We start from the raw sequence: 22,521 nt of genomic DNA, 5'->3' as shown, positions 1-22,521 counted from the left end.
CCTGGTGGGTACGGCATTTTCACCGGCTGCCGCTGAAGACGCGGTCCATACCGTCAGGGCGCCGGGGCCGTCTTCGGACACGATGAAGCATTTGAACGCTCTGACGATTGGATAACTATGTGTGGCGTTGCCGGTTTGATCCATCTAGACGGTGCCGCGGTCGACCCCGCGGTACTGCAGGGCATGACCGATGCCATCGCGCATCGCGGGCCGGATGGAGAAGGCCATTGGATTGACGGCAATGTCGGCCTCGGCCACCGGAGACTGGCGATCATTGACCTTTCGCCGGCCGGCCATCAGCCCATGATTTCGGCCGATTCGCGCTATGTACTGAGCTACAACGGCGAGATCTACAACTTTCGCGAGTTGCGGGCCGAGCTGCAAGGCGAGGGCTGCCAGTTCCGTTCCCAGACTGATAGCGAAGTGTTGCTGCATGCACTGATTGTGTGGGGAGTGGAGCGCACGCTGTCCCGGTTGAACGGTATGTTTGCCTTTGCGTGGTGGGATACACGCGAACGGAAGTTGCTCTTGGCGCGTGACCGGTATGGGGTGAAGCCGCTCTATTTCAGTATGCAAGGCACCACTCTGGCTTTCGGCTCCGAGCAGAAGGCCATCCTGGCCAGCGCAGCGTTTCGGCGTAATCTGAACAAGGCTGCACTGCTTGAGTACTTCACCTTTCAAAATATCTTCACGGATCAAACGCTGCTGGAGGATGTGCACCTTCTGCCGGCCGGACATTACGCCTACCTCGATTGCGCCAAGGAAAGGCCGCAGTTGCGCCTTACGCAATACTGGGATTTCAATTTCCATGAGCCGGCGGTACCAGGCACGGATACGGAATATCGCGAAGAGTTGAGTCGATTGTTTCGCCAGGCGGTGCAGCGCCAACTCGTTTCCGATGTCGAGTTAGGAAGCTATCTAAGCGGAGGCATGGACTCCGGATCGATTACGGCTGTCGCCGCGGCGTCGCACCCATATATCAAGACCTTCACCTGTGGGTTTGACCTGAACTCGGCGTCAGGGATCGAGCTGGCCTTCGACGAACGCAGCAAGGCCGAGTACATGTCGTATTTCTTCAAGACTGAGCACTATGAAATGGTGCTCAAGTCAGGCGATATGGAGCGCGTCTTGCCCGCGTTGGCCTGGCACCTTGAGGAGCCGCGAGTCGGGCAAAGCTACCCGAATTACTATGCGGCAAAGCTGGCATCAAAATTCGTGCGGGTCGTCCTATCGGGCGCTGGCGGCGACGAGCTTTTTGGCGGCTATCCGTGGCGATATTATCGTGCGGTGGTCAACAATGACTTTGAGCACTATGTCGACAAATATTATTTGTTCTGGCAGCGTCTTATTCCGAACTCGACACTGAAACAGGTTTTCAGGCCAGTCTGGAGCGATGTTTCGCATGTATGGACACGGAATATCTTTCGCGATGTCTTCAATAGCCATGCCGACCAGCTCTATTCGCCGGAAGATTACATCAACCATTCGTTGTATTTCGAAGCCAAAACCTTCATGCATGGCTTGTTGGTAGTCGAAGACAAGCTCAGCATGGCCCATGGGTTGGAGTCCAGGGTTCCGTTTCTCGATAACGATCTGGTCGATTTTGCCACGCGATGTCCGGTTCGGCTCAAGTTGAACAATCTTGCTGATGTAATAAAACTCAATGAAAATGAGCCGGGGCACAAGACGAATAAATATTTTGAAAAAACCCGAGACGGCAAGCAGATCTTGCGCGATGTGATGCGCGACTACATCCCTTCGGATATCGCACAGGCGGAGAAGCAAGGCTTTTCTGCGCCGGACGCAAGCTGGTTCAAGGGTGAAAGCATGGATTTCGTGAAACGCACCTTGTTCAGCAAGCATGCGCGGATATACGAGATTATGGATGCGGACACGGTTCGATCATTGGTTGCCGAACATCTTTCCGGCGAACGCAATCGCCGCTTGCTGATCTGGTCGTTATTGAACGTCGAGTCCTGGTTGGCGCAATATCTGGATCATGGCGGGGTCGCCGGCAAGGGGCTCGCATGAGCGGTCGTATTGTCGTGACGGGCTGCCATGGCCTCGTAGGGGCCGAAGTATTGGCCAGCTTGCGCCATCTGGGTCGGGAAGCGGTTGGCGTAGGTCGCCAGATGAGTGCGCAGAGGCCTGCCCAGGTGATCGATCTTGCAGGTTCCGAGGCGGCGGCGGCGTTGCGGTGTCTGAGAGAAAGCGGAAGGCCTATTGATGCCGTTGTCCATTGCGCGGCTTCATTTCCGGCGGCTTTCGATTCCGCCGAAGCGGTTGCTATTGCACAAACCAATCGCCGCATAGACAGTACGGTAATCGATTTTTGCCATGAAATTGGCGCCCGCCTGGTGTACTGCTCGTCCAGTTCGGTATACGGCCGTCTCGACTCCACGGCGGTTGCGGAGTCGCGCGCGCTCGAGAGGGCGACTGGCTATGTTGCAGAAAAGATCTGGGCCGAGGGGGAAATCGCGAAAAGGCTGCCATCGTATGCGACCCTGCGCTTGTGCGCACCATACGGCCCCGGACAGAAAACCCGGACGGTGCTGCGAATTTTCATCGAAAGGGCGTTGCAAGGCGCTCCGATTCTTTACTTCGGTACAGGTTCGCGTGAGCAGGACTTTGTGCATGTGAAGGACATTGCCGCTGCCGTTGTCGCCGCGCTGGACCGGCCGACGGTGAATGGCGTGTTCAATATCTCGGGGGGGCGCCCCATTACCATGCGGGAGCTGGGCATGCTGGTCAGCCGAGTTATCGCCGATGGGCGGGTTGTCGTACGAGCTGCTGACCGTCTCGATCCACAGGACGGGTGGCGCGCTCGCTTTGACCTGTCGAATGCCCGCAGCAGGCTTGAGTGGAGGCCTGAGATGTCGTTGGAAGCCGGTATCGCGCAGTGGGCGCAGGTTCTGAAGGAGCAAGGCGATGCGCTTGGCGCTGCTCTCTGATGTGCATGGCAACCTTCCCGTCCTGGAACTCTGCCTGGCCGAGATTGCACGGCGTGGCTGCCACGACACGGTTTGCCTGGGGGACGTTTTCGGATATTTCCCGGACGGCGTACTGTGTTTGGAGCGGCTGAAGCAAGCGGGCATTGCTTGTCTCATGGGAAATCACGAGGCCATGCTGCTGGGAACCTTGCCGTTGACGCCGGCGCAGGATCAGGTTTACCAATTGCAGGAACAGGCTGGCCGGTTGCCCGCCGACGTCAAGCAGGAAGTCGGTGGCTGGCTGCCGTATGCTGTCTATCGCGCTGGAAGTCTGAATTTGCTGCTCGTGCATGGCTCTCCCTGGCAACCGCTCAATGAGTACATCTATCCGGATGCGGATCTGGGGCGTTTTTCCCATTTGCCTTACGACGCGGTCTTCATGGGGCATACGCATCGCCCGTTTGCTCGTGACGTGAACGGACGGCTTGTATGTAATGTGGGCTCGTGCGGCTTGCCGCGTGATATTGGCAAGGCCTCGTTCGCTATTTTCGACAGCGAAAGGAATGATGTCGAGATCGTACGGCTTGATATCGATGTGCCGATGCTGCGCAGTCGTTATCCCTTGGTTCACGAATCGGTCTATTCAGTGCTGGCGCGCGGCGCGCAGGCACATTGAGAGCTCAATAGTATGCAAAGAATATCGGTGCTGGTGACGGGAGTAGGCGGTGGAGGCCATGGCGAGCAGATTCTGAAGGCACTGCGCCTCGCTCGGACCCCCTATCACATCATCGGCGGGGACATGAATCCCTTCAGCAAGGGATTGGCGGAAGTGGACAAACCCTATATTTTGCCGTCTGCCAATGACCCGCGCTACATCGACGCGCTGCTTGAGCTTTGCGCGCGCCATGATGTAAAAGCCGTATTTCACGGCAGCGAGCCCGAGCTCAAGGCAATGAGTATCGCGCGAGCCCGCTTTGAGCAGGCGGGCGTATTTCTGCCCATTAATCCAGCGGCCGTAATAGACCTGTGCATGGACAAGGCCCGTACGTCCGAATGGCTGCGGCGGCACGGTTTCGACGTGCCGAGGACCGTCGCCGTCAATAGCTTGGCGGACCTTGGCAAAGTCGACTTTTTCCCTGCGGTGCTCAAACCGTCTGTGGGAGGGGGCGGATCGGCGAACCTGTTCCTGGCGCAAGACCGCGAAGAGCTTGATTTCCTGGGGGCCTCACTCCTAGCCAATATCGGAGCGTACATCGTCCAGGAGTACGTGGGCGATACAGATTCCGAGTTCACCGTTGGGGTCCTGCTGGACATGAACGGCCAACTGCTGAACTCGATTGCCGTGCGTCGCATGATTCTTTCCGGGCTGAGCAACCGCATCCGCGTGAAGAACCGTAGTCCGCTCAGTCACCTTGGCAGCACATTGGCGATAAGCAGCGGTGTCTCGCAGGGCGACGTAGGGCCGTATCCGGAAGTGACGAAGACATGCGAGCGCATTGCCACCGAACTGGGCTGCCGCGGAGCGGTGAACATTCAATGTCGCCTGGTCGAGGGCCGGGTTTACGTGTTCGAGATCAATCCGAGGTTTTCCGGAACCACGTCGTTGCGCGCCATGGTCGGCTACAACGAACCCGACGTTTTGATCCGCAAGCACGTGCTTGGCGAGGAAATTGCGCCGCGTTTCTCGTACAAGTCCGGACGAGTGGTGCGAGGGCTGGCGGAGGTGCTGCTTTCGGATGAACCGATTGAACGGGTCTAGGTCAATAATGGAACTCCAACTTATGCAATGGCAAGTCGGTGATTTGCCGTTCTTTTACCGGTGTCAACCACAACCCAGCAACGCGCCGTATGGGTTGCCGGACAGCCTGCCGTTTTGCCTCGAATTTGACAGCGCGCTAGGGCTGATCCGACAGAGTCCGAACACCCAGGTAGAGGCTGCGTTGGAACGGTGTTACCAGCATGGGTCGACGATTTCAGGAATGATGGACAGTGGCGGGATCGGCCAGCAGTACGCCCGTGATTTTTTGGATTTCATTGCGCACCATGAGACCGATTTAACTGGGAAACGAGTGCTGGAGATCGGCTGCGGCACGGGATATCTGCTTTCCCTCCTCAAGCAGAAGGGGGCTGACGTGCTGGGCATTGAGCCTGGCGCGCAGGGGCAGGGCGGTCAGCAGCGGCACGGTGTGCCGATTATCGATGGCTTTTTCCCGCATCCGAAGGCGGAAGGAAAGTTCGATCTGATCGTAGCGTACGCAGTGCTCGAACATATCGGCGAGCCACAAGGCTTCCTGGAAAAAATTGCTGACAGCCTTACTCCGGACGGTGTCGCTTACATTGCGGTTCCTGACTGTGCCCCGTATATCGAAAATGGCGACATTTCCTGTTTGCTGCATGAGCATTGGAGTTACTTCGATGCGAGCAGTCTGCAACGCCTGTTGGAGGTGTCTGGATTCGCTGCGGCTGTGCAGCCGGCAGGATTCGGAGGCAGTATCTACGCTCGAGCGGTGCGTGTGTCCCACAAGACGAAGCCGGTGAACGACGAGATCGATCTTGCCGGAAACGGCTTTGAACGATTTCGCAGTCTTGCCTTGGGGGCGGGGCAGCGTCTCGAGCGATTCTTGGCAGGCCCAGGTCAGGCTGGCATTTACGTGCCTGGGCGGATGATAAATCTCCTGGCTAGTCTCGATAGCGTCGATCTGGCCCAAGTACGCCTCTTTGACGACAATGAGGCTCTGACTGGGTTGTATTTTCCTGGAATGCCGAACCCGATTGAGGATTTTTCGGGGCTGGTAGAACGGCCACCGGCTAGGTTGTTGATCGCGACCAAGAGCTTCCATTTCCAGATTGCGGATCGTATCGAGCATGCATCCGTCGAGGTGCCCCTGCTGGCCTGGTCGGACCTTTTTCTCGTAGCTGCTCCTAAATGAGTGGCGTGCATATCCGGGACCTGGGAAAAACAGTCCGGAATGCCTAGAGGCGATGATCATGGCTGGCGCTGCCCACAGACTCATGGAAGCACGGATGCGACGATACGATAACAAATTTGCGAGGATATCGGATATCGATATCAATCAGCCGGAATCCTGGAGAGGGAGGATATTTCTCACCTTTGATATCGATTGGGCAGCCGATTTCGTGTTGCAAGATACGATTGATCTAATCGAGGGGGCAGGCGTGTGCGCGACTTGGTTTGCCACACATTCGACGCCGTTATTGGAGAATATACGCAGGAATCCGCTATTCGAATTGGGTGTACATCCCAATTTCAACCCGTTGCTAGCCGGCGCGCATGCCGAAGGCGTGCAAGAAATTCTGGACAGGACTTTGGAGTTGGCCCCTGGTTGTGTCTCGGTTCGATCGCATTCGTTGGTGCAGGCAACGAGTATTCTGAACATGTTCGGGGAACGGCGGTTGCGGTATGACTGCAATATACTGGTGCCATGGGATGCCGGCATTGTGTTGCAACCTTGGCGGCACTGGACTGGCGATATGGTGCGAGTTCCCTATTTGTGGGAAGACGACGTTGCGTGTCTGTATGACTGGGAGTTCGATTCCACGTTTGATTATTGGTACCAACCGGACGGTATCAATGTCCTGGATTTTCACCCGATTCATGTGTATATGAATACTGAGTCCCTGCGCCGTTATGAGGATTCGCGCGAAGTGCATCGGAATCCGGTTGACTTGATTAGGTGGCGCAATACGAGCGCCGGAAGCCGTACTTTCCTGCAGTCCTTGCTGGCAAGGAATATATGAAATTCGCAGCCATAGGTCGCCACGAGGCTTTGCTGCACACCATCGACATGCTGGTCGAGGCAGGCCATCAGCTGAGCTATATCCTGACTGCCAAGGAGGCACCCGAATACTCGGCGGGGGTGGTGGACTTCGAACGGAAGGGGCGCCAGTTTGGCGTGCCGGTATATGTGACCCCCCGGTTGACCCCGGAATGGGTCGATAAGATGAGACAACATGCCGTAGATATCGCGGTCAGTCTGAATTTCCCGACGGTCATCGAGCGGGATGCGATTGGAGTGTTTCCGTTCGGTATTCTCAACGCGCATGGTGGCGATCTGCCGCGTTACCGTGGCAATGCTTGCCAGGCATGGGCCCTGATCAATGCTGAGCCTGAAATAGGCCTGTGCGTGCATAAGATGGTGGGGGGGGAGTTGGACAGCGGCGACGTCATTGCAAAAGATATGCTGCCGGTCGATCACCACACTCGCATCAGAACCGTTGCGCAATGGATCGAGGAGCAGACTCCAAAGTTGTTTTGTGCCGCCTTGGAACAGCTGGCGAGAGACCCGCAATATGTACTGTATCGCCAAACTGACGATCCCCGTCCACCATTGCGCTGTTTTCCCCGCCGCCCGGAGGATGGACGGATTGATTGGTCACGCACCGCGAAAGATGTGGTGCGTCATATCAACGCGAGCGGTCCTCCTTATGCCGGGGCTTTTTTTGAATATGAGGCGCAGCGCTATCTAGTCTACGAAGCGGATTGGGTTGCCGGCGGTGAATATCTGGCCATTCCAGGGCAGGTCGTGGCGCGCAATCAAGATGGGAGTATCGAAATTGCTTGTGGCGGAGATGGGTATTGCCGCTTATCCAGCATTAGCCGGGTCGATGATGAGTGGGTTCTCCCCGGTTTTCTGATTAAAAGTGTTCGGGAACGAGTTTTTTGATCTTGAGTTGCCGCAGGTGCGGTTGACTATTGGATCGGCCGTGAAATGAATTCCGAATAATTGCGAATAGACTTCCCGCCGGATGGCGGGCCATTAGGCGTGCCAGCATGGCGCGGAGTCGCGAGGAGCGTTGTGTGCTTGAATTGATCAAAAAACTCATTGAGAAGGAATTTTTCGTAAAGAATCGTGTTTTCATTGTGAAGTATGTCGTCGGTCCGATTTTCCGTCTCCGACGCATGCTGTTTCCACGGAAAGCAGTTCTTTATGCAGGGCAATCCTACTATCATGCGTGGAACACTTCGCGCGCACTCCGAAAGCTGGGTTGGACCGCTGATGTGCTCAATTGGGACATGTACGAAGGGACGCAAATTTACTATCACGGGGAAGATTTCAAATTTACGCAAGATGGTGAAAAAGGCTATCAAGAGCAAATCGATTTTTATCTTTCCGCGTTGTGGAAATACGATATATTTCATTTTTCCAACATCGGCGGAATGGTATTTGGATTTCCTTTTCAGCTGTCGATATCGCAGAAATATCATCGGAACTTCGAAATAGAAGTCTTGCGATATTTAGGTAAGAAAATTGTGTACTCGCACAGTGGCTGCCTAGATGGTGTGTCCCAGACCTCATTCAGCCGCTGGCCGCCGATGTCCGTCTGTTCGATGTGCGTCTGGCGTGATCGTCCCGACGTTTGCAGTGATGAAAAGAATCTCGCCTGGGGTAAATACCGAAATGAAATGGCGGATTATCAATTGCTCTTCGGCGGGAATCATGTCGATTATAATGACGATCCTAGGGTCCATGAGGAGCCAGAGTTTTTCTGTACCGATCCGGAGTTTCTGCATCCCGGCCTCGAAATTCCCGAGAAATTTCGGCTGGATTTCCCGCCCAATTCAGTACGGCTATATCATTCCGTTGGCAATTTTGTGGAACGGACCGATGAGCAGGGCGTGAATATAAAATCTACTCATGTCTATTTGCCGTTGATTCGCAGGCTGAAGGCTGAGGGTTATCCGGTAGAGTTGATTTCAGTGACGGGCGTTCCGAATCGAGATGTCAGGTTTTATCAAGCTCAGGCCGATATCATTCTCGAAATGCTGTCCTTCGGTTTTTTTGGCGCCAATGGGCGAGAAGCCTTGATGCTGGGTAAGCCATTGGTCTGTTTCATTCGCCCTGTATGGCTGGAAAGCATGCGCGCCGAGATTCCGGAGTATGTAGACGAATTGCCGGTCGTCAACGCGACGCCTGAGACGGTCTACGATGTAGTCAAGGACCTCATCGAGAATCCGGAAAAGCGTGCCGAGATCGGGCGACGTAGCCGTGCCTTTGCGTTGAAGTGGCATTCCACCGATGCGGCGGGGCGACGCATGGACAGGGTCTACCGCCGGTTGTTGCGCGACCAGGGTTACGATTCGTCGAGGGCACCATGAGCATCGCTATCCGTCGCGATGAGGAAATAGCGCTCAGTTGCCACGGTGTGAGCAAGTCCTTTGTTATCAGCGGTGAACAGAACATCTGGCGCATGTTCTGTGCTCTGCCTGTACGGGGCGAGGTGTTTGCTGCGCTCAGGGACGTGTCGCTGGAGGTTCCCCGCGGGAAGATCGTGGGCATTCTTGGTCGCAACGGCGCTGGGAAGAGCACGCTGCTGCGGGTACTGGGCGGTGTATATCAACCCACCAGCGGCACTGTCGACGTGCGTGGCCAGGTATGCGGCCTGTTCGAGATGGGCGGATTCGGCAACCGAGAGTTGTCGGGCCGCGAGTATGCCACGCGCTATCTGACGGTAATGGGAGCGCCGCGCAAGGATCGCGGCGACTTGCTGGCCGACATCGCGGAGTTTTCAGAGCTGGGCGCCGATTTCGACCGCAAGATCCTGACTTATTCGGCGGGTATGGCTGCGCGTTTGTATTTTTCAACGGCAACCGCCATGCGACACGAAATCTATCTGATCGACGAGTTGCTGTCGGTCGGAGACGAGCATTTCCAGGCCAAGTGCTGGATCCGCATGCGCAATCTGCTGCTCAATGGTGCATCGGGAATATTAGTTACCCATGACTGGGTATCGACCCTTAAGCTGTGTCAGCAGTCCCACATTCTTGAGCGCGGCTCCATCGTGGCGTCAGGCCGAACCGACGCCGCCGTCGTCAAGTATCTGGACTTGCCCGTGCCGGATGGTGCCTTGGCGCGATTCTGCGACAGCGACAGGGCGACTTGGCATGCAGTGGCGGGCGAAGACGCCGTGTTCGAGTTTGATATCGAGTCGGAAGAGGATATTCCGCTGGTTTTTACCTATTCAGTGGAACTGATGCGTATCGGTATCGGCTGGGACATTATGCTGCTGGGGCAACGGCCGATCGGAAGCGGCAATGGCCGTCGGCGGGTGCAACTGAAGGTTCCGGCGTTGCCCCTCGCGCCGGGCGAGTACTCGCTGACCGTGGGTCTGATAAAAGAAAAAACTCGAGCAGAGGATGAAGCTGTAATTTGCGACGCACGGGGCTGGACTACTGGGAATGGATACGTGCTCGAAGTTTCCGGCACGCTGGAACAAGGAACAACGATCTTGCCAATGGAAATAAGCGGGTGGATCGATGACTGACTCCGACCTTTGGATCCAGGTATCGGATGTACGCAAGCATTACGCCATCGGGAAATCTGGCCTCTCCGATGCCCTGGTATCCGCCCAATCCTCGGCGAATACGGGGCCTGGCGAGAAGATTGCTGTCGATGGCATCAGCCTGACGATCCGCAACGGAGAACGGCTTGGTATCGTAGGCCGCAATGGCGCAGGGAAGTCCACGCTGTTGCATATGGTCGCCGGATTGTCGGCCCCGACGGCGGGCAAGATAGACGTGCATGGCAGGGTAACCGCCATCATGACCTTGGGGTTGGGGCTGCGCGAGCATGCCAGCGGGCGCGAGAATATCTACATCGACGGCGAGGTGCAGGGTAAGAGTCGTGTGGAAATCGACGCGGTAATCGATGAAATCATCGAATTCGCGGAGTTGGGTGAGTTCATCGACATGCCGGTGCGGACGTATTCCACCGGGATGAAATCGCGCCTGGCATTTGCGATGATTTCGTGCCTGGAGCCGGAGATCCTGATTATCGATGAGGCACTGTCTGCGGGCGATGCCAAGTTTTCCGCCAAGGCGACCCGCAAGATCCAGGAGATTTGCGCCAAGGGGCGGATCGTCATCCTGGTGTCTCACTCGATGGCTTCCATTCAGTCGATGTGCAATCGCTGCCTCTGGATTGATCAGGGGAAAATCGTCATGGATGGCCTGCCCGACCAGGTATGCAAGGCCTATATCGACGCGGTGCGAAGCGAGGACGAAGCCAAGCTGCTGGAGCGGTTCCGGGACGAGGCCAGCACCCGGTTCTCGCTGGACGGCTGGGACGTCGATGCACTGTACGTGCTGCAAGGCGATACGGCGACCCAAAGGGTGCTTCTCGAGGCCGGGGAGGATGCGTTGATACGTACTAAAATCCAGGTCCCCACTGGCTGTGAAGAGGCCCAGCTCGTCATGTCGGTGACGCGCCTGGACGGACTGGTCGTCACGCAACGGCGCATTGCGCTGGATAAGTACACGGAGGCAGGCGTGGCGCGCGTTCAGTTCGCCATGCGGCCACTCGTACTGGGGCAGGGGGTATATCGGCTGGAGATCGCCGCCGAGCTTGACCAGGCGCTTGTGGCGTCTCGCAGCATGATTTTCGAGGTTTTTGTACGGCAACCGCCTACCGGTGGTGTGCCCATGTTGCTATATCCGTCGGAAGCGACTGCATCACTTTTATCCTAGCTGGTCATGAGAATATTTGGTCTGGAACGGCGCGATATCGGCCTGATATACAACTTCTTTGTGCTTAACGTGCGCGACAAGTACCTCGGTTCGAGGTTGGGCAGCGTATGGGCGATCGCCAATCCGCTGTGCATGCTTGGCATCTTCACCTTTGTATTTGGTTTCGTCTACAAGGCGAAACTGCCGGGCGCGGATACAACACTGGCGTATGTGACTTGGCTGATCAGCGGTTACGGTCCCTGGATCGCCTTGTCCGAGGCACTGATGGCAGGAACCATGTCCGTCGTTTCAGCATCCGGCTTGGTCAAGAATCTCGCTTTCAAGACGGAAATTCTGCCGTTGGCGGCCGTGGCGACGGGTGTCGTGCCATTGACGGTCAGCCTCGTGTTTCTGACGATTTTGCTGGTCGCGGATGGCTCGATGCCGAGTTGGCATGTTGCCTGGATTCCACTGGTTATCCTGTTGCAGTTTTTCTTCATCGCGGCCATTGCACTGTGGTTGTCGGCGATCACCGTTTTCGTGCGGGATATCAGTTTCGTGTTGCCCAGCGTGCTGACGGTCCTGATGTTTGCGACACCAGTCTTCTACGCACTGGACATGATGCCGCAAGTGGTGCGCCGGGTATCCGAGTTCAATCCGCTCTATATCATCGTTGAAGGTTATCGGCAGCCGTTGATTCATCATGCCAGCCCGTCTGCGTGGGGATTGGCCTATGTGTTCGGGATTTCGTTGGTTATTTTCTATAGCGGCATGAAGGCATTCCGTCGCGTAAAGGGCAATTTCGAGGGGGCGTTGTGACGGTAGCCAGATATACGGAGGCCAGCGCATCTGGTCTGGCCCGGCATTTCGATGCGGTCATCATCCTTACGGATCAGCCCTGGCGGGAGGACCCGCTGGATCCGCGGTACGTCAGAGCGCGGCATTTCGCCGGGCAGTTGCCGGTGGTGGTCGTGGAACCAGGCTCGGTTACGCCAACCGGGCCGCTACGAATGTCTGGCGGCATAGAGGTCGTTGCCATGACTGCTCAGCCGACGCACGAAGCGGTCGATCGGTTGACTGAAGCGTTGCATGAGCACTCTATCCGGCGCCCCTTGTTCTGGCTGGAAGATTGTCGCGCTTATCTGGAGCTGTTGGATTGCTGGCCCAACGCGATGACGGTCTACCGCGCGAGCGGAGGAGGCGTTGCGGTAGGTGCTGGCGCGACGGTCGCGCTTCGTGAGGCGGCGACCTTGTTCCGCCAGGCCATGCCCCGTTATGTGCATCTGCTTGTCGCGACCGATGAGCACGTAGCGGCCACCTATCGCCGGTATGGGGAGTATGCGGGTCGTATCGAGGTATTGGCGGATGCCTACGGGTCGAATTTCGGTCAATATCTGAGCGTACCGCAAGAGGCAGTACCGTCGAGATCGGTTCTTTATCATGGCCCGATCGACGACGCGCTCGACTATGAACTCTTGCATCAATTGGTGCATCTGCTACCCGACTGGAAATTCGTTTTTTGCGGCGCCGCCGATGATCAACTGCCGGCCTGGCGGGGATTGGCTGCGCATGGCAATGTGTCACATACGCCAACGCCGAGCGCTGCGGATTTTGGTGCCCAGTGTGCGGATGCCATGGCTGGCATCCTGCCTTTCAACATGGACGCTCGTTGGACGTCGCGTCGGAGGGCTGCACAGGCCCTATATGAAGCGGCCGGGCTGCCAGTCCTGGATAGGGCCGAGGGTGAGTGCCAGTTGCAGGCGCAGGCGTGGGTGGCGGCGCTGCATAGTTCGTTGGCGGAAGGGCGGGCGGAGGCCGGTGCCGATCACAAGCCCGGCTCCTCGTTGCTGGATGCGGCAAGCCATGGCGCGGCGCTTGGCGCAATGGTGGAGGACGCCTACCTGGCATTGTTGCGGCGGCCTCTCGATCACCGCCTGAACGTTCTGGTGTTGTACGACGATCGTTGGACGCATATTGGAACCGTCGAAGAGCACCTTGGTGCTTTTCAGAAGTATTCCCGCCACAACATATTTTATCTCCCGGTGACTCGACAGTCGCCCGAGCAGGATCGGCGCCTGGCGGCGGAGATCGACCTGTCGGTTTTCGACGTGGTCATCATGCATTATGCCGTTCGCTTGTCGTTGAAGGACTATTTGCCCGAGCCCATGGCGCTGCGAATCCGGCGCTTCACCGGGCTGAAGGTCCTCTTCATCCAGGATGAATACGATACGACCAATACGGCGAAGGCCTGGATCAAGCGCCTGGCTTTCGACATTGTCTATACCTGCGTGCCGCCGGCAGGCCGCGAATATGTCTACCCCGCCAGCGACTTCCACTGGACCGAGTTCCTGTCTACCCTGACCGGCTACGTGCCCGAGGATCCATCGCTGGGTCAGTACCTGCTTCCTCTGCGTGAGCGCGAGATCCTGGTGGCATATCGCGGCCGAATGTTGCCATATTTCTATGGCAGCCTGGGATGGCAAAAGTATCGGATAGGTGTGGACGTGAAGGCACTGGCGCAAGAGCGCGGGTTGCCGGTCGATATCGAGGTCGACGATACAAAGCGGATCTACGGTACGGACTGGTATCGCTTCCTGGGTTCGGCGCGCGCAACGCTGGGTACGGAAAGCGGATCCAACGTCTTTGATTTTGATGGCAATGTGCGCAGCGAGATAGAGCGGCGTCTCGCGCAGAATCCCGAGCTGCCATTCGCGGAACTCTATAACGAGTTGCTCGAGCCGCTGGAACGGAATATCCGCATGAACCAGATTTCGCCCAAGATATTCGAGGCGATTCGTTTGCGAACGGCATTGGTGCTGTTCGAAGGGGAATACTCTGGCGCGCTGACGCCCGGCGTGCACTATATTGCGCTGAGCCAGGACTACGCCAATATCGATGAAGTCTTTGCGCGTCTGCAGGACCTGGATTTCCTGGAAAGGATGACGGAGCGGGCCTATGAGGACATCGTTGCCAGCGGGAGATACTCGTACCGCAGCTTCGTGGAAGGGGTGGACGCGGATATCGAGCAACGGTGGCTGTGCGGGCCGCGCGCGCGCATTTATGCGGCGCCGGTACTGGCTACAGATCGGCACGGCGCTGCCCATGTGATCATGCCGTCCGGCACGTCCGGCTGGTGCCTGTCCACTTCCATTCTGTCAGGTAGCCTGCAGCGCGAGCAACTGGCTGGACATATGTCCACCGCCATGGGGAATTGGGCGCAAATCATGCTTGCCGAACGCAAGGCGGCCCGGCGCGCATATTTACGCGCACAGCCGCGGCGATATGCCGGGGCGGCTTACCGTCGCAGCATTGCATTGGCAAGGAGGGTATGGCATCGCATCCCGATGCCGGCGGCCTTCCGTCGCCAGGTCGTACGTGGCGTACGTGCCGCTAAAACCCGCTTGATGGGGCGCTGAGCATGTGCGAAGGCCAGGGTGAACTCGATGGCGCGCCACGCGGGAGGATGGCGCGATGAGACGCGTGGAACGTTTGCTGCTCGTCTGCTACTACGATCCAAATGGGATCGAAACCGTTCTCGACAACATCGGGTACGTCAAGGCGTATTCGGCCTTCCACGTCGATATCCTGAATCTCTTTGGCGCCGCCTCCGCCCTGACGCGCGGTGAAGGATATCGTCTGGCGGCCTATGATGGCGTCATTATTCACAACACGATTTCCTACAATCCTGCCAACCTCGAGTCGATAGATCGCCAATTTGTTCCGGCATTGAGTCAGTATGAGGGGGTGAAGATAATCTTCAAGCAGGATGAGCAATATCGCACCCTTGCGGTGGCCGAGTTCATCGGCAGCCGCGCTTTCGATCTGGTATTCACCTGTGTGGACGCGCAGGAACGTGCCAAGGTATATCCTCCTGACGTGGTTGGCGACCGGGTCGTTTTTCGGCAGATGTATACCGGATACGTGACGCCGAAGCTGCGTGCCCGGACGACGACTGGAGTTGAACGCGACATCGATATTTCTTATCGTGGCTCGTTGCAGCCGCTGTATTTTGGCCGGCTGGCATACGACAAGCGCCGGATCGGCGACGAGGTCTTGCATGCCGCGCAAGGCACCGGCCTGAAAACGGATATTTCGAGTCGCTGGGAAGACCGGCTCATGGGCGAAGACTGGTTTCGCTTCCTCGCTAGATCGAAGAGCACGCTGGGTGTTGAATCAGGAGCCAGCATCTTCGACTTCGATGGTGCGGTCGAGAAATTGTGCGGCGAGTTGGAGCAGCGTCGCAGCGATTTCACGGACGAACACAAGTACAGTGAATGGGTTCTGCAGCAGCTGGAGCCCTACGAAGGAAACGTCTACTACAACCAGATATCGCCGCGCCACTTCGAGGCGGGCGCTGCCCGTACATTGCAGGTCATGTACGAAGGCCGCTATTCCGACATTTTCCAGCCCTGGAAGCATTTCGTGCCGCTGCGCAAGGATCTCGGTAATTTCCAGCAGGTGTGCGAGTATGTGCTCGATCCACGGCTGCGGGGTGAAATCGTCGATCGTGTCTATGACGAAATCATCGCCAATCCGATCTATTCGATGAAGCATTTCATCGGGGAGTTGGATCAGGCTGTGGCCGAGGCGTTGGAGCGCAAGCCGAACCGCGCGGCGCCTACTCGGCGCGTGCCGGCTGACGGGCGCGACAACGTGTTGTTGCTGTGCGCGCATCCGCCCGCCGCCGACCCACGGATAGGCTGGGTTGCCGATTTCGCGCCTGCCGGCATTCGTGTGCATGTGATGGGGGTGGCGGACGATATCGCCGCTCCCCTTGTCCGCCAACGCGCGCAGGGCGGGTTGGAAATCACGCAGCCCAGGGGCACTGGCGCCGACTGGGAGCGGTTGGCATTGATGCAGGATGAGCAGGGGGCCGGATTGGATGTCCTTTGCCGCTTGCGGATGCTGGAGCAGATGTCGCAAGCCCAGTTGAACGTGCTGGTGGACGGCGGTGTGACCGCTGAGCGGGCCTATGAGTTCAACTGGATGTGCAGTTATTTGCGCCGTACGAGCCAGGCGCTTATTGCTGCCGCAATGAATGCGTCCGGATACTCGGCAATAGTCGCTGCGGATTTCGACTCCTTGATCGCCGCTGTCGTGCTCAAGCGGCTGTATGGGATCCCGGTCCTGTACGACGCGCACGAGTTCTGGCCTACTTCACTGGGACCTGCCACGGCGCCTTGGGAGGTTGCATTGTGGCAGCGCCTCGAGCGTCGCCTGCTGTCGGAAGTGGACAAGTCGATTTCGGTGTCGCCTCAACTGGCCGCGCACATGTCGAATTTTTATGGCCATTCCTTCGAGGCGGTGCCCAACTGCGAGCCACTCCAGGCCGCCACGGAGCCGGCGCCGCAGCATGCACCAAGGGACGAGTGCGTGTTTCTGTTTCAGGGGAACTTCATGCCCGGCAGGGGACTGGCGTTGCTCATCGAGGCGTGGGGCCGTACCCATCCGAGTGCGATCCTGCAATTGCGCGGACCGGACCGGCCCTATAAGCGCGAACTGGAGCGGTTGGCCGAGCGGACTGGCTTGCTGGGTACCCGGATATTCTTTCCCGAGGCTGTTGCCGAAAACGCATTGGTCGCGGCAGCGGCGCAGGCGGATGTCGGGCTGGTGCCGTACGAGCCGACTACGTTGAACAGCAAATATTGCAGTCCAAACAAGCTGTCGCAGTATATGGCAGCGGGCTTGCCCATATTGGCCAATAGGTTGGAATTCGTGGCGCAGGAGATTTCCCTGGCGGGATGTGGAAGCGTTGTGGATTTTGCGCACGGTGACGAACTGGTGCGCGTCGTCGACCATTACGCTGTCGACGCCCAATTGAGACAGCGCGAGGGCGAGTGTGGCCGGCGATACTTCCGGCAGCATTTCCACTGGGAGGCGGTAAGCGCGCCGCTGTACACTGCGTTGGCATCTCTGTCGGCCCTGCCAGGAAAGCATGAGTCGTTCAGTATCAATGTGGCCGGTATTGGGGACGGGGTTGGCGCTGGTGTCGATCCTCGCCCGGTCTGGAAGCGCACCCTGTCCCGCTTGTGGGGAATGCTACCGACGCCGGCCAAGTCGGCGTTGAAGCCAATGCTGTTGAAATTGATCGCCAGGTTTCGCGGCTAGCCGCTGCCTTACAGGATCGGACGACTTGCTACACTCGTGCCTGCCGTGGCCTGAAAGGGCTGGCAAGCTATTTTCAGACAATCAGCCTTATTGACAATATATGTGCGGAATATTCGGCGCTCTTTGGCACCAGGGGAAGTCGGTCAGTGCGATCGAACAACAGCTTCAAGTAGGTATAGCACGCCAGCAGCATCGAGGCCCCGACGGGCATGGCACATGGATAGACCCGCAGGGGCGATTGGGCTTGGCACATGTGCGTCTGTCCATTATCGACCTGGTGTCGGGCGCGCAACCCATGCGCGGCAATTCGGGTAACGTCATAACGTATAACGGCGAAATCTATAACTATATAGAATTGCGTCGAGAGCTCGGTGAGGACAGTTTCGAGACGACCTCGGATACTGAAGTCATTCTGCGTGCGTACGAGAAGTGGGGCGAACGCTGCGTGGATCGTCTGGAGGGTATGTTCGCCTTCGCGATCTGGGATGCGAAGCGCGGTGAGATGTTCGTGGCGCGCGATCGCTTCGGTATCAAACCTTTCTACTATGCCTGTGTCCAGGGCGGGTTCTATTTTGGATCGGAGGTCAAAGCGCTGACGCCGTTCCTGAATCGCGTCGAGACTGATGCCAATGCGCTGCATGACTATTTTGCCTTTCAGTTCTGCCTGGGTGAGAAGACGCTATTTGCTGGTGTGCGCCAGCTCAAACCGGCACACTGCGGCTATGTTGGGCGCGACCTGGAACTGAAACAGCGGCAATACTGGGAAGTGCAATACGATCTCGACTGGGATCATACCGAAAAGTATTTCGTCGAACAGGTGCGAGAGAAGCTGCAGCATTCGGTCGATATGCACATGCGCAGCGACGTCGAGGTTGGCGCCTATATCAGTGGTGGTGTCGATTCGAGCCTGGTCGCGGCGATGGCGCGTCATGGGCGTAGGAGCTCCCGTTTCCAGGGATTTACGGGGAAATTCGCTCTGGGCGACGCCTTCGACGAGTCTCGTTATGCGCAGGCCCTGGCGGACGAGCACGATATCCTGTTGCATCAGGTGGATATCACCGAAGACGATTTCGTCAACGATATCGCGAAGGTAATTTATCACCTTGACCAGCCGGTGGCCGGGCCTGGTTCGTTCCCCCAATACGCTGTGTCGCGCCTGGCCAAGGATCATGTCAAGGTGGTATTGGGCGGACAGGGCAGCGACGAGATGTTCGGGGGTTACGCCCGGTATCTGATCGCATACTGGGAACAATGCATCAAGGGTGCCTTGGACGGCACCATGCACGACGGCAATTACATCGTCACCTATGAATCCATCATTCCAAATCTCCGTACGCTGCGCAATTACAAGCCCCTGATTCAGGAGTTCATGGCTGAGGGGATTTTTGATTCACGGGACAAGCGCTATTATCGTCTGATCAACCGCTCCAATACCTTCGGAAACGTCGTCAACTGGGGGATGTTCGAGGGTATCGCATCCTCGTTCGATGATTTCAAGCAGATATTCTGGGGCAAGAATGTCGGCAAGGAATCATACTTCGATTCGATCACCCATTTCGATTTCAAGACGCTGCTGCCAGCCTTGCTGCAGGTAGAAGACCGGATGAGCATGGCGCACGGCATCGAGTCGCGCGTGCCGTTCCTTGATCACAAGCTGATCGAATTGGTCGCGACGGTGCCCGCCAATGTGAAATTCCAGAACGGCGAATTGAAGCGCCTGCTGCGCGTCGCTTTCCAGGATATGCTTCCCCAGGCGATCCGTGAGCGCAAGGACAAGATGGGATTCCCCGTTCCGCTGCAAGTCTGGATGCGCAAAGGCGGCAAAGCGCGCGAGTTCATTCTTGACACGTTCCGGAGCCAGAATGCGCGCAGCCGCGCCTATTTGGCCCCCGGTTTCGATATCGAGAAAATGATGGAGCAAGAGGGGCTGTTCAGTCGCAATATCTGGGCATTCCTGAGCCTGGAACTTTGGCAACAGCAGTTCCATGATGTACACAGGCAAACAATCTAGGCAACAAATCAAGCATTGAGGCACAGTCATGAAGAAAGTATTTATTACGGGTATTTGCGGCCAGATCGGCTCGCACATCGCGGAGCTCCTGCTCGAGCGTGGCGACAAGGTGGTTGGGATCGATAATTTCGCCACCGGCCGTCGCGAGCACCTCAAGGACCATCCCAATCTCACGTTCGTCGAAGGGTCGATTGCCGACCACGCCCTGGTCAACCAGCTGATCGGCGACCTGCAGCCTGACGCGGTCGTGCATACCGCCGCGTCGTACAAGGATCCCGACGATTGGTACAACGATACGCTGACCAATTGCGTCGGCGGTTCGAACGTCGTTCAAGCGGCGAAGAAGAACAATGTCGGCCGCTTCGTGTATTTCCAGACCGCCCTGTGCTACGGCGTCAAGCCGATCCAGCAGCCGGTGCGCCTGGATCATCCGCGCAACCCGGCCAACAGCAGCTATGCGATCTCCAAGTCGGCGAACGAGGATTATCTGGAGTATTCGGGCCTGGATTTCGTGACTTTCCGCCTGGCCAACGTGGTCGGTCCGCGCAACGTCAGCGGCCCGCTGCCGATCTTCTTCCAGCGCCTGTCCGAAGGCAAGAAGTGCTTCGTGACCAAGGCCCGCCGTGATTTCGTCTTCGTCAAGGACCTGGCCCGCGCGACGGTGCGTGCCGTCGACGGCGTCGGGCACGGCGCCTATCATTTCTCGTCGGGCACCGACGTCGCCATCAAGGAACTGTACGACGCCGTCGTCGAGGCCATGGCTCTGCCGTCCTATCCGGAACCCGAGATCCGCGAGCTGGGGCCGGACGATGCGCCGTCGATCCTGCTGGATCCGTCGCGCACCATCCAGGACTTCGGCAAGATCGAGTTCACGCCGCTCAAAGAGACCGTCGCCGCTGCCGTGGCGTATTTTCGCGAGTATGGTGTTTCGGGTGGCTACACCCATTTGAAGATCAACGAGAACAAGTGATCCCATGCGTATTCTGATCACCGGAGGCGCGGGTTGCCTGGGCTCGAACCTGATCGAGCACTGGTTGCCGCAGGGCCACGAAATCCTGGTCATCGACAACTTCGCGACCGGCAAGCGGGAGGTTCTACCACCCGTGGCCGGATTGAGCGTCATCGAAGGCTCGGTCACGGACGCCGGCTTGCTCGAACGCGCGTTCGATTCGTTCAAGCCGACGCATGTCGTGCACAGCGCGGCCGCGTACAAGGATCCCGACGACTGGGCCGAGGACGCCGCGACCAATGTGCAGGGCTCGATCAACGTGGCCAAGGCGGCATCGAAGGCCGGCGTGAAGCGCCTGTTGAATTTCCAGACCGCGCTGTGCTACGGACGCCCGGCGACGGTACCGATTCCGATCGACAGCCCGACGGCCCCCTTTACCAGCTACGGCATTTCCAAGACGGCGGGTGAAGCGTTCCTGATGATGAGCGACGTGCCCGTGGTGTCGCTGCGCCTGGCCAACGTCACCGGGCCGCGTCTTGCCATTGGCCCGATCCCGACCTTCTACAAGCGCCTGAAGGCGGGGCAGAAGTGTTTCTGCAGCGATACGGTGCGCGACTTCCTCGATATGTCGGATTTCCTGGCGATTGCCGACCTGAGTCTGCAGGAAGGACGGCCGACCGGGGTCTTCAACGTGTCGACCGGCGAAGGGCATTCGATCAAAGAGGTGTTTGACGTCGTGCTCGACTATGTTGGCGCCACGTTGGCCGAACCCGTGCCTGTCGTTGCTCCGGGGGCGGACGATGTGCCCAGCGTGGTCCTGGATCCCTCGAAGACCGAGACGGAATTCGGCTGGAAGGCCAAGGTCGATTTCAAGGACACGATTACCGGGCAACTGGCCTGGTACGACAAATATGGTGTGACGGACATTTTCAGCCACCTGTCCGCGCCCAAGACCTGAAGAGTTGCCAGTAATCATGAATGCATCGAAATTAGCCAATACCAACGTCATGGTCGTCGGCGGCGCCGGCTTCGTTGGAAGCAATCTGGTCAAACGCCTGCTCGAGCTGGGCGTGAACCAGGTGCATGTCGTCGACAATTTGCTGTCGGCCGAGAAGATCAATGTGCCGGATCACCCCGCCGTGCGCTTCTCCGAGACGTCCATCACGGACGACGCCTTGCTGGCGTCGCTGCAGGATGAATACGACTACGTGTTCCACCTCGCGACTTATCACGGCAATCAGAGCTCCATCCATGATCCGCTCGCCGATCATGAGAACAACACGCTGACGACCCTGAAGCTGTATGAGCGCTTGAAGCATTTCAAGCGCTTGAAGAAAGTGGTGTATTCCGCCGCGGGTTGCTCGATCGCGGAGAAGACCTTCGACGACGCCAAGGCAACCGAAGAAACCGACATCGTGTCGCTGCACAATAACGACAGCCCGTATTCGATGTCGAAGATATTCGGCGAGTTCTACTCCGTCTATTATCACAAGCAACATCAGCTGCCGACGGTGCGCGCGCGCTTCCAGAACGTGTACGGTCCGGGGGAAATCCTGGGCGCGGGCCGCTGGCGCGGCACGCCCGCCACGGTGTGGCGCAACGTCACGCCGACCTTCATCTACAAGGCGCTCAAGGGGATGCCCTTGCCGCTGGAGAATGGCGGCGTGGCCACGCGCGACTTCATTTTCGTCGAGGACGTGGCCAACGGCCTGATCGCCTGCGCGGCGGATGGCACGCCGGGCGGTGTCTATAACATCGCCAGTGGCAAGGAAACCAGCATTGCTGATCTGGCCACCAAGATCAACGAGATCACCGGGAACAATACGGAGCTGGACCGCCTGCCGAAGCGCCCGTGGGACAACTCGGGCAAGCGTTTCGGCAGCCCGGAGAAGGCGCGCCGCGAGCTGGGGTTTTCTGCCGACGTATCGATCGACGATGGGCTGCGCAAGACGATTGAGTGGACCAAGGCCAATCTGGCCGTGATCGAGCAGATCATGCGGAAACACGATTCGGCGTTGGCCACGTACGGCAAATAAGACGGCGGACTGGAAGTTCCCCG

At 57.7% G+C, this 22,521-nt stretch carries 17 protein-coding genes; all 17 read left to right on the top strand.

Going from position 1 to position 22,521, the window contains the following annotated elements:
* The first annotated feature begins 135 nt into the window (after positions 1 to 135).
* The 17 genes from asnB (EL288_RS23560) (at position 136) to EL288_RS23480 (ending at position 22,498) form a co-directional block, all read left to right on the top strand.
* The gene (gene asnB / locus EL288_RS23560) at positions 136 to 2,031 is read left to right on the top strand and encodes an asparagine synthase (glutamine-hydrolyzing) (protein WP_010925710.1); all 1,896 of its coding nucleotides are present in this window, start codon (positions 136 to 138) and stop codon (positions 2,029 to 2,031) included.
* Positions 2,028 to 2,951, top strand: a complete 924-nt coding sequence (locus EL288_RS23555; RefSeq protein ID WP_010925711.1) for an NAD-dependent epimerase/dehydratase family protein — start codon at positions 2,028 to 2,030, stop codon at positions 2,949 to 2,951. Before asnB (EL288_RS23560) ends, EL288_RS23555 begins: the two co-directional genes overlap by 4 nt.
* Positions 2,929 to 3,606, top strand: a complete 678-nt coding sequence (locus EL288_RS23550; RefSeq protein WP_010925712.1) for a metallophosphoesterase family protein — start codon at positions 2,929 to 2,931, stop codon at positions 3,604 to 3,606. Before EL288_RS23555 ends, EL288_RS23550 begins: the two co-directional genes overlap by 23 nt.
* 12 nt (positions 3,607 to 3,618) lie before the next feature.
* Entirely contained in the window at positions 3,619 to 4,689 is a 1,071-nt protein-coding gene (locus EL288_RS23545; RefSeq protein ID WP_010925713.1) for an ATP-grasp domain-containing protein, read from the top strand.
* 22 nt (positions 4,690 to 4,711) lie between these two features.
* The gene (locus tag EL288_RS23540; protein ID WP_232018716.1) at positions 4,712 to 5,860 is read left to right on the top strand and encodes a class I SAM-dependent methyltransferase; all 1,149 of its coding nucleotides are present in this window, start codon (positions 4,712 to 4,714) and stop codon (positions 5,858 to 5,860) included.
* 58 nt (positions 5,861 to 5,918) lie between these two features.
* Positions 5,919 to 6,689 (top strand): polysaccharide deacetylase WbmS family protein, encoded by a 771-nt coding sequence (locus EL288_RS23535; protein ID WP_010925715.1) that lies wholly within the window; start codon positions 5,919 to 5,921, stop codon positions 6,687 to 6,689.
* Entirely contained in the window at positions 6,686 to 7,615 is a 930-nt protein-coding gene (locus tag EL288_RS23530) for a methionyl-tRNA formyltransferase (RefSeq protein ID WP_010925716.1), read from the top strand. Before EL288_RS23535 ends, EL288_RS23530 begins: the two co-directional genes overlap by 4 nt.
* A gap of 134 nt (positions 7,616 to 7,749) precedes the next feature.
* Positions 7,750 to 9,048: a glycosyltransferase gene (locus EL288_RS23525; protein WP_230594792.1), complete on the top strand. Its 1,299-nt coding sequence runs from the start codon at positions 7,750 to 7,752 to the stop codon at positions 9,046 to 9,048.
* Positions 9,045 to 10,214, top strand: a complete 1,170-nt coding sequence (locus EL288_RS23520; RefSeq protein ID WP_003807073.1) for an ABC transporter ATP-binding protein — start codon at positions 9,045 to 9,047, stop codon at positions 10,212 to 10,214. Before EL288_RS23525 ends, EL288_RS23520 begins: the two co-directional genes overlap by 4 nt.
* Positions 10,207 to 11,415: an ABC transporter ATP-binding protein gene (locus EL288_RS23515; protein WP_015064740.1), complete on the top strand. Its 1,209-nt coding sequence runs from the start codon at positions 10,207 to 10,209 to the stop codon at positions 11,413 to 11,415. The genes EL288_RS23520 and EL288_RS23515 overlap by 8 nt, the downstream gene beginning before the upstream one ends.
* A gap of 6 nt (positions 11,416 to 11,421) precedes the next feature.
* Entirely contained in the window at positions 11,422 to 12,213 is a 792-nt protein-coding gene (locus tag EL288_RS23510) for an ABC transporter permease (RefSeq protein ID WP_003807080.1), read from the top strand.
* The gene (locus EL288_RS23505) at positions 12,210 to 14,810 is read left to right on the top strand and encodes a glycosyltransferase family protein (protein WP_003807082.1); all 2,601 of its coding nucleotides are present in this window, start codon (positions 12,210 to 12,212) and stop codon (positions 14,808 to 14,810) included. The genes EL288_RS23510 and EL288_RS23505 overlap by 4 nt, the downstream gene beginning before the upstream one ends.
* Before the next feature lie 55 nt (positions 14,811 to 14,865).
* The gene (locus tag EL288_RS23500; protein WP_003807084.1) at positions 14,866 to 17,502 is read left to right on the top strand and encodes a glycosyltransferase; all 2,637 of its coding nucleotides are present in this window, start codon (positions 14,866 to 14,868) and stop codon (positions 17,500 to 17,502) included.
* A gap of 100 nt (positions 17,503 to 17,602) precedes the next feature.
* The gene (asnB, locus tag EL288_RS23495) at positions 17,603 to 19,513 is read left to right on the top strand and encodes an asparagine synthase (glutamine-hydrolyzing) (RefSeq protein WP_003807086.1); all 1,911 of its coding nucleotides are present in this window, start codon (positions 17,603 to 17,605) and stop codon (positions 19,511 to 19,513) included.
* A 28-nt stretch (positions 19,514 to 19,541) separates the two neighbouring features.
* Positions 19,542 to 20,483 carry an NAD-dependent epimerase/dehydratase family protein gene (locus tag EL288_RS23490; RefSeq protein WP_003807090.1) on the top strand — a complete coding sequence of 314 codons (942 nt, stop codon included), beginning with the start codon at positions 19,542 to 19,544 and terminating at the stop codon, positions 20,481 to 20,483.
* A gap of 4 nt (positions 20,484 to 20,487) precedes the next feature.
* A complete protein-coding gene (locus EL288_RS23485) occupies positions 20,488 to 21,420 on the top strand; it encodes an NAD-dependent epimerase/dehydratase family protein (RefSeq protein ID WP_003807092.1) in 933 nt (310 codons plus the stop codon).
* Positions 21,421 to 21,424: 4 nt separating this feature from the next.
* Entirely contained in the window at positions 21,425 to 22,498 is a 1,074-nt protein-coding gene (locus EL288_RS23480; RefSeq protein ID WP_003807093.1) for an SDR family oxidoreductase, read from the top strand.
* The last annotated feature ends 23 nt before the right edge of the window (positions 22,499 to 22,521 follow it).

The organism is Bordetella bronchiseptica, from assembly GCF_900636925.1.
GTDB lineage: Bacteria > Pseudomonadota > Gammaproteobacteria > Burkholderiales > Burkholderiaceae_B > Bordetella > Bordetella pertussis.
The sequence above is the reverse complement of the archived record's forward strand: the minus strand, read 5'-3'. Positions and strand labels throughout refer to the sequence as shown.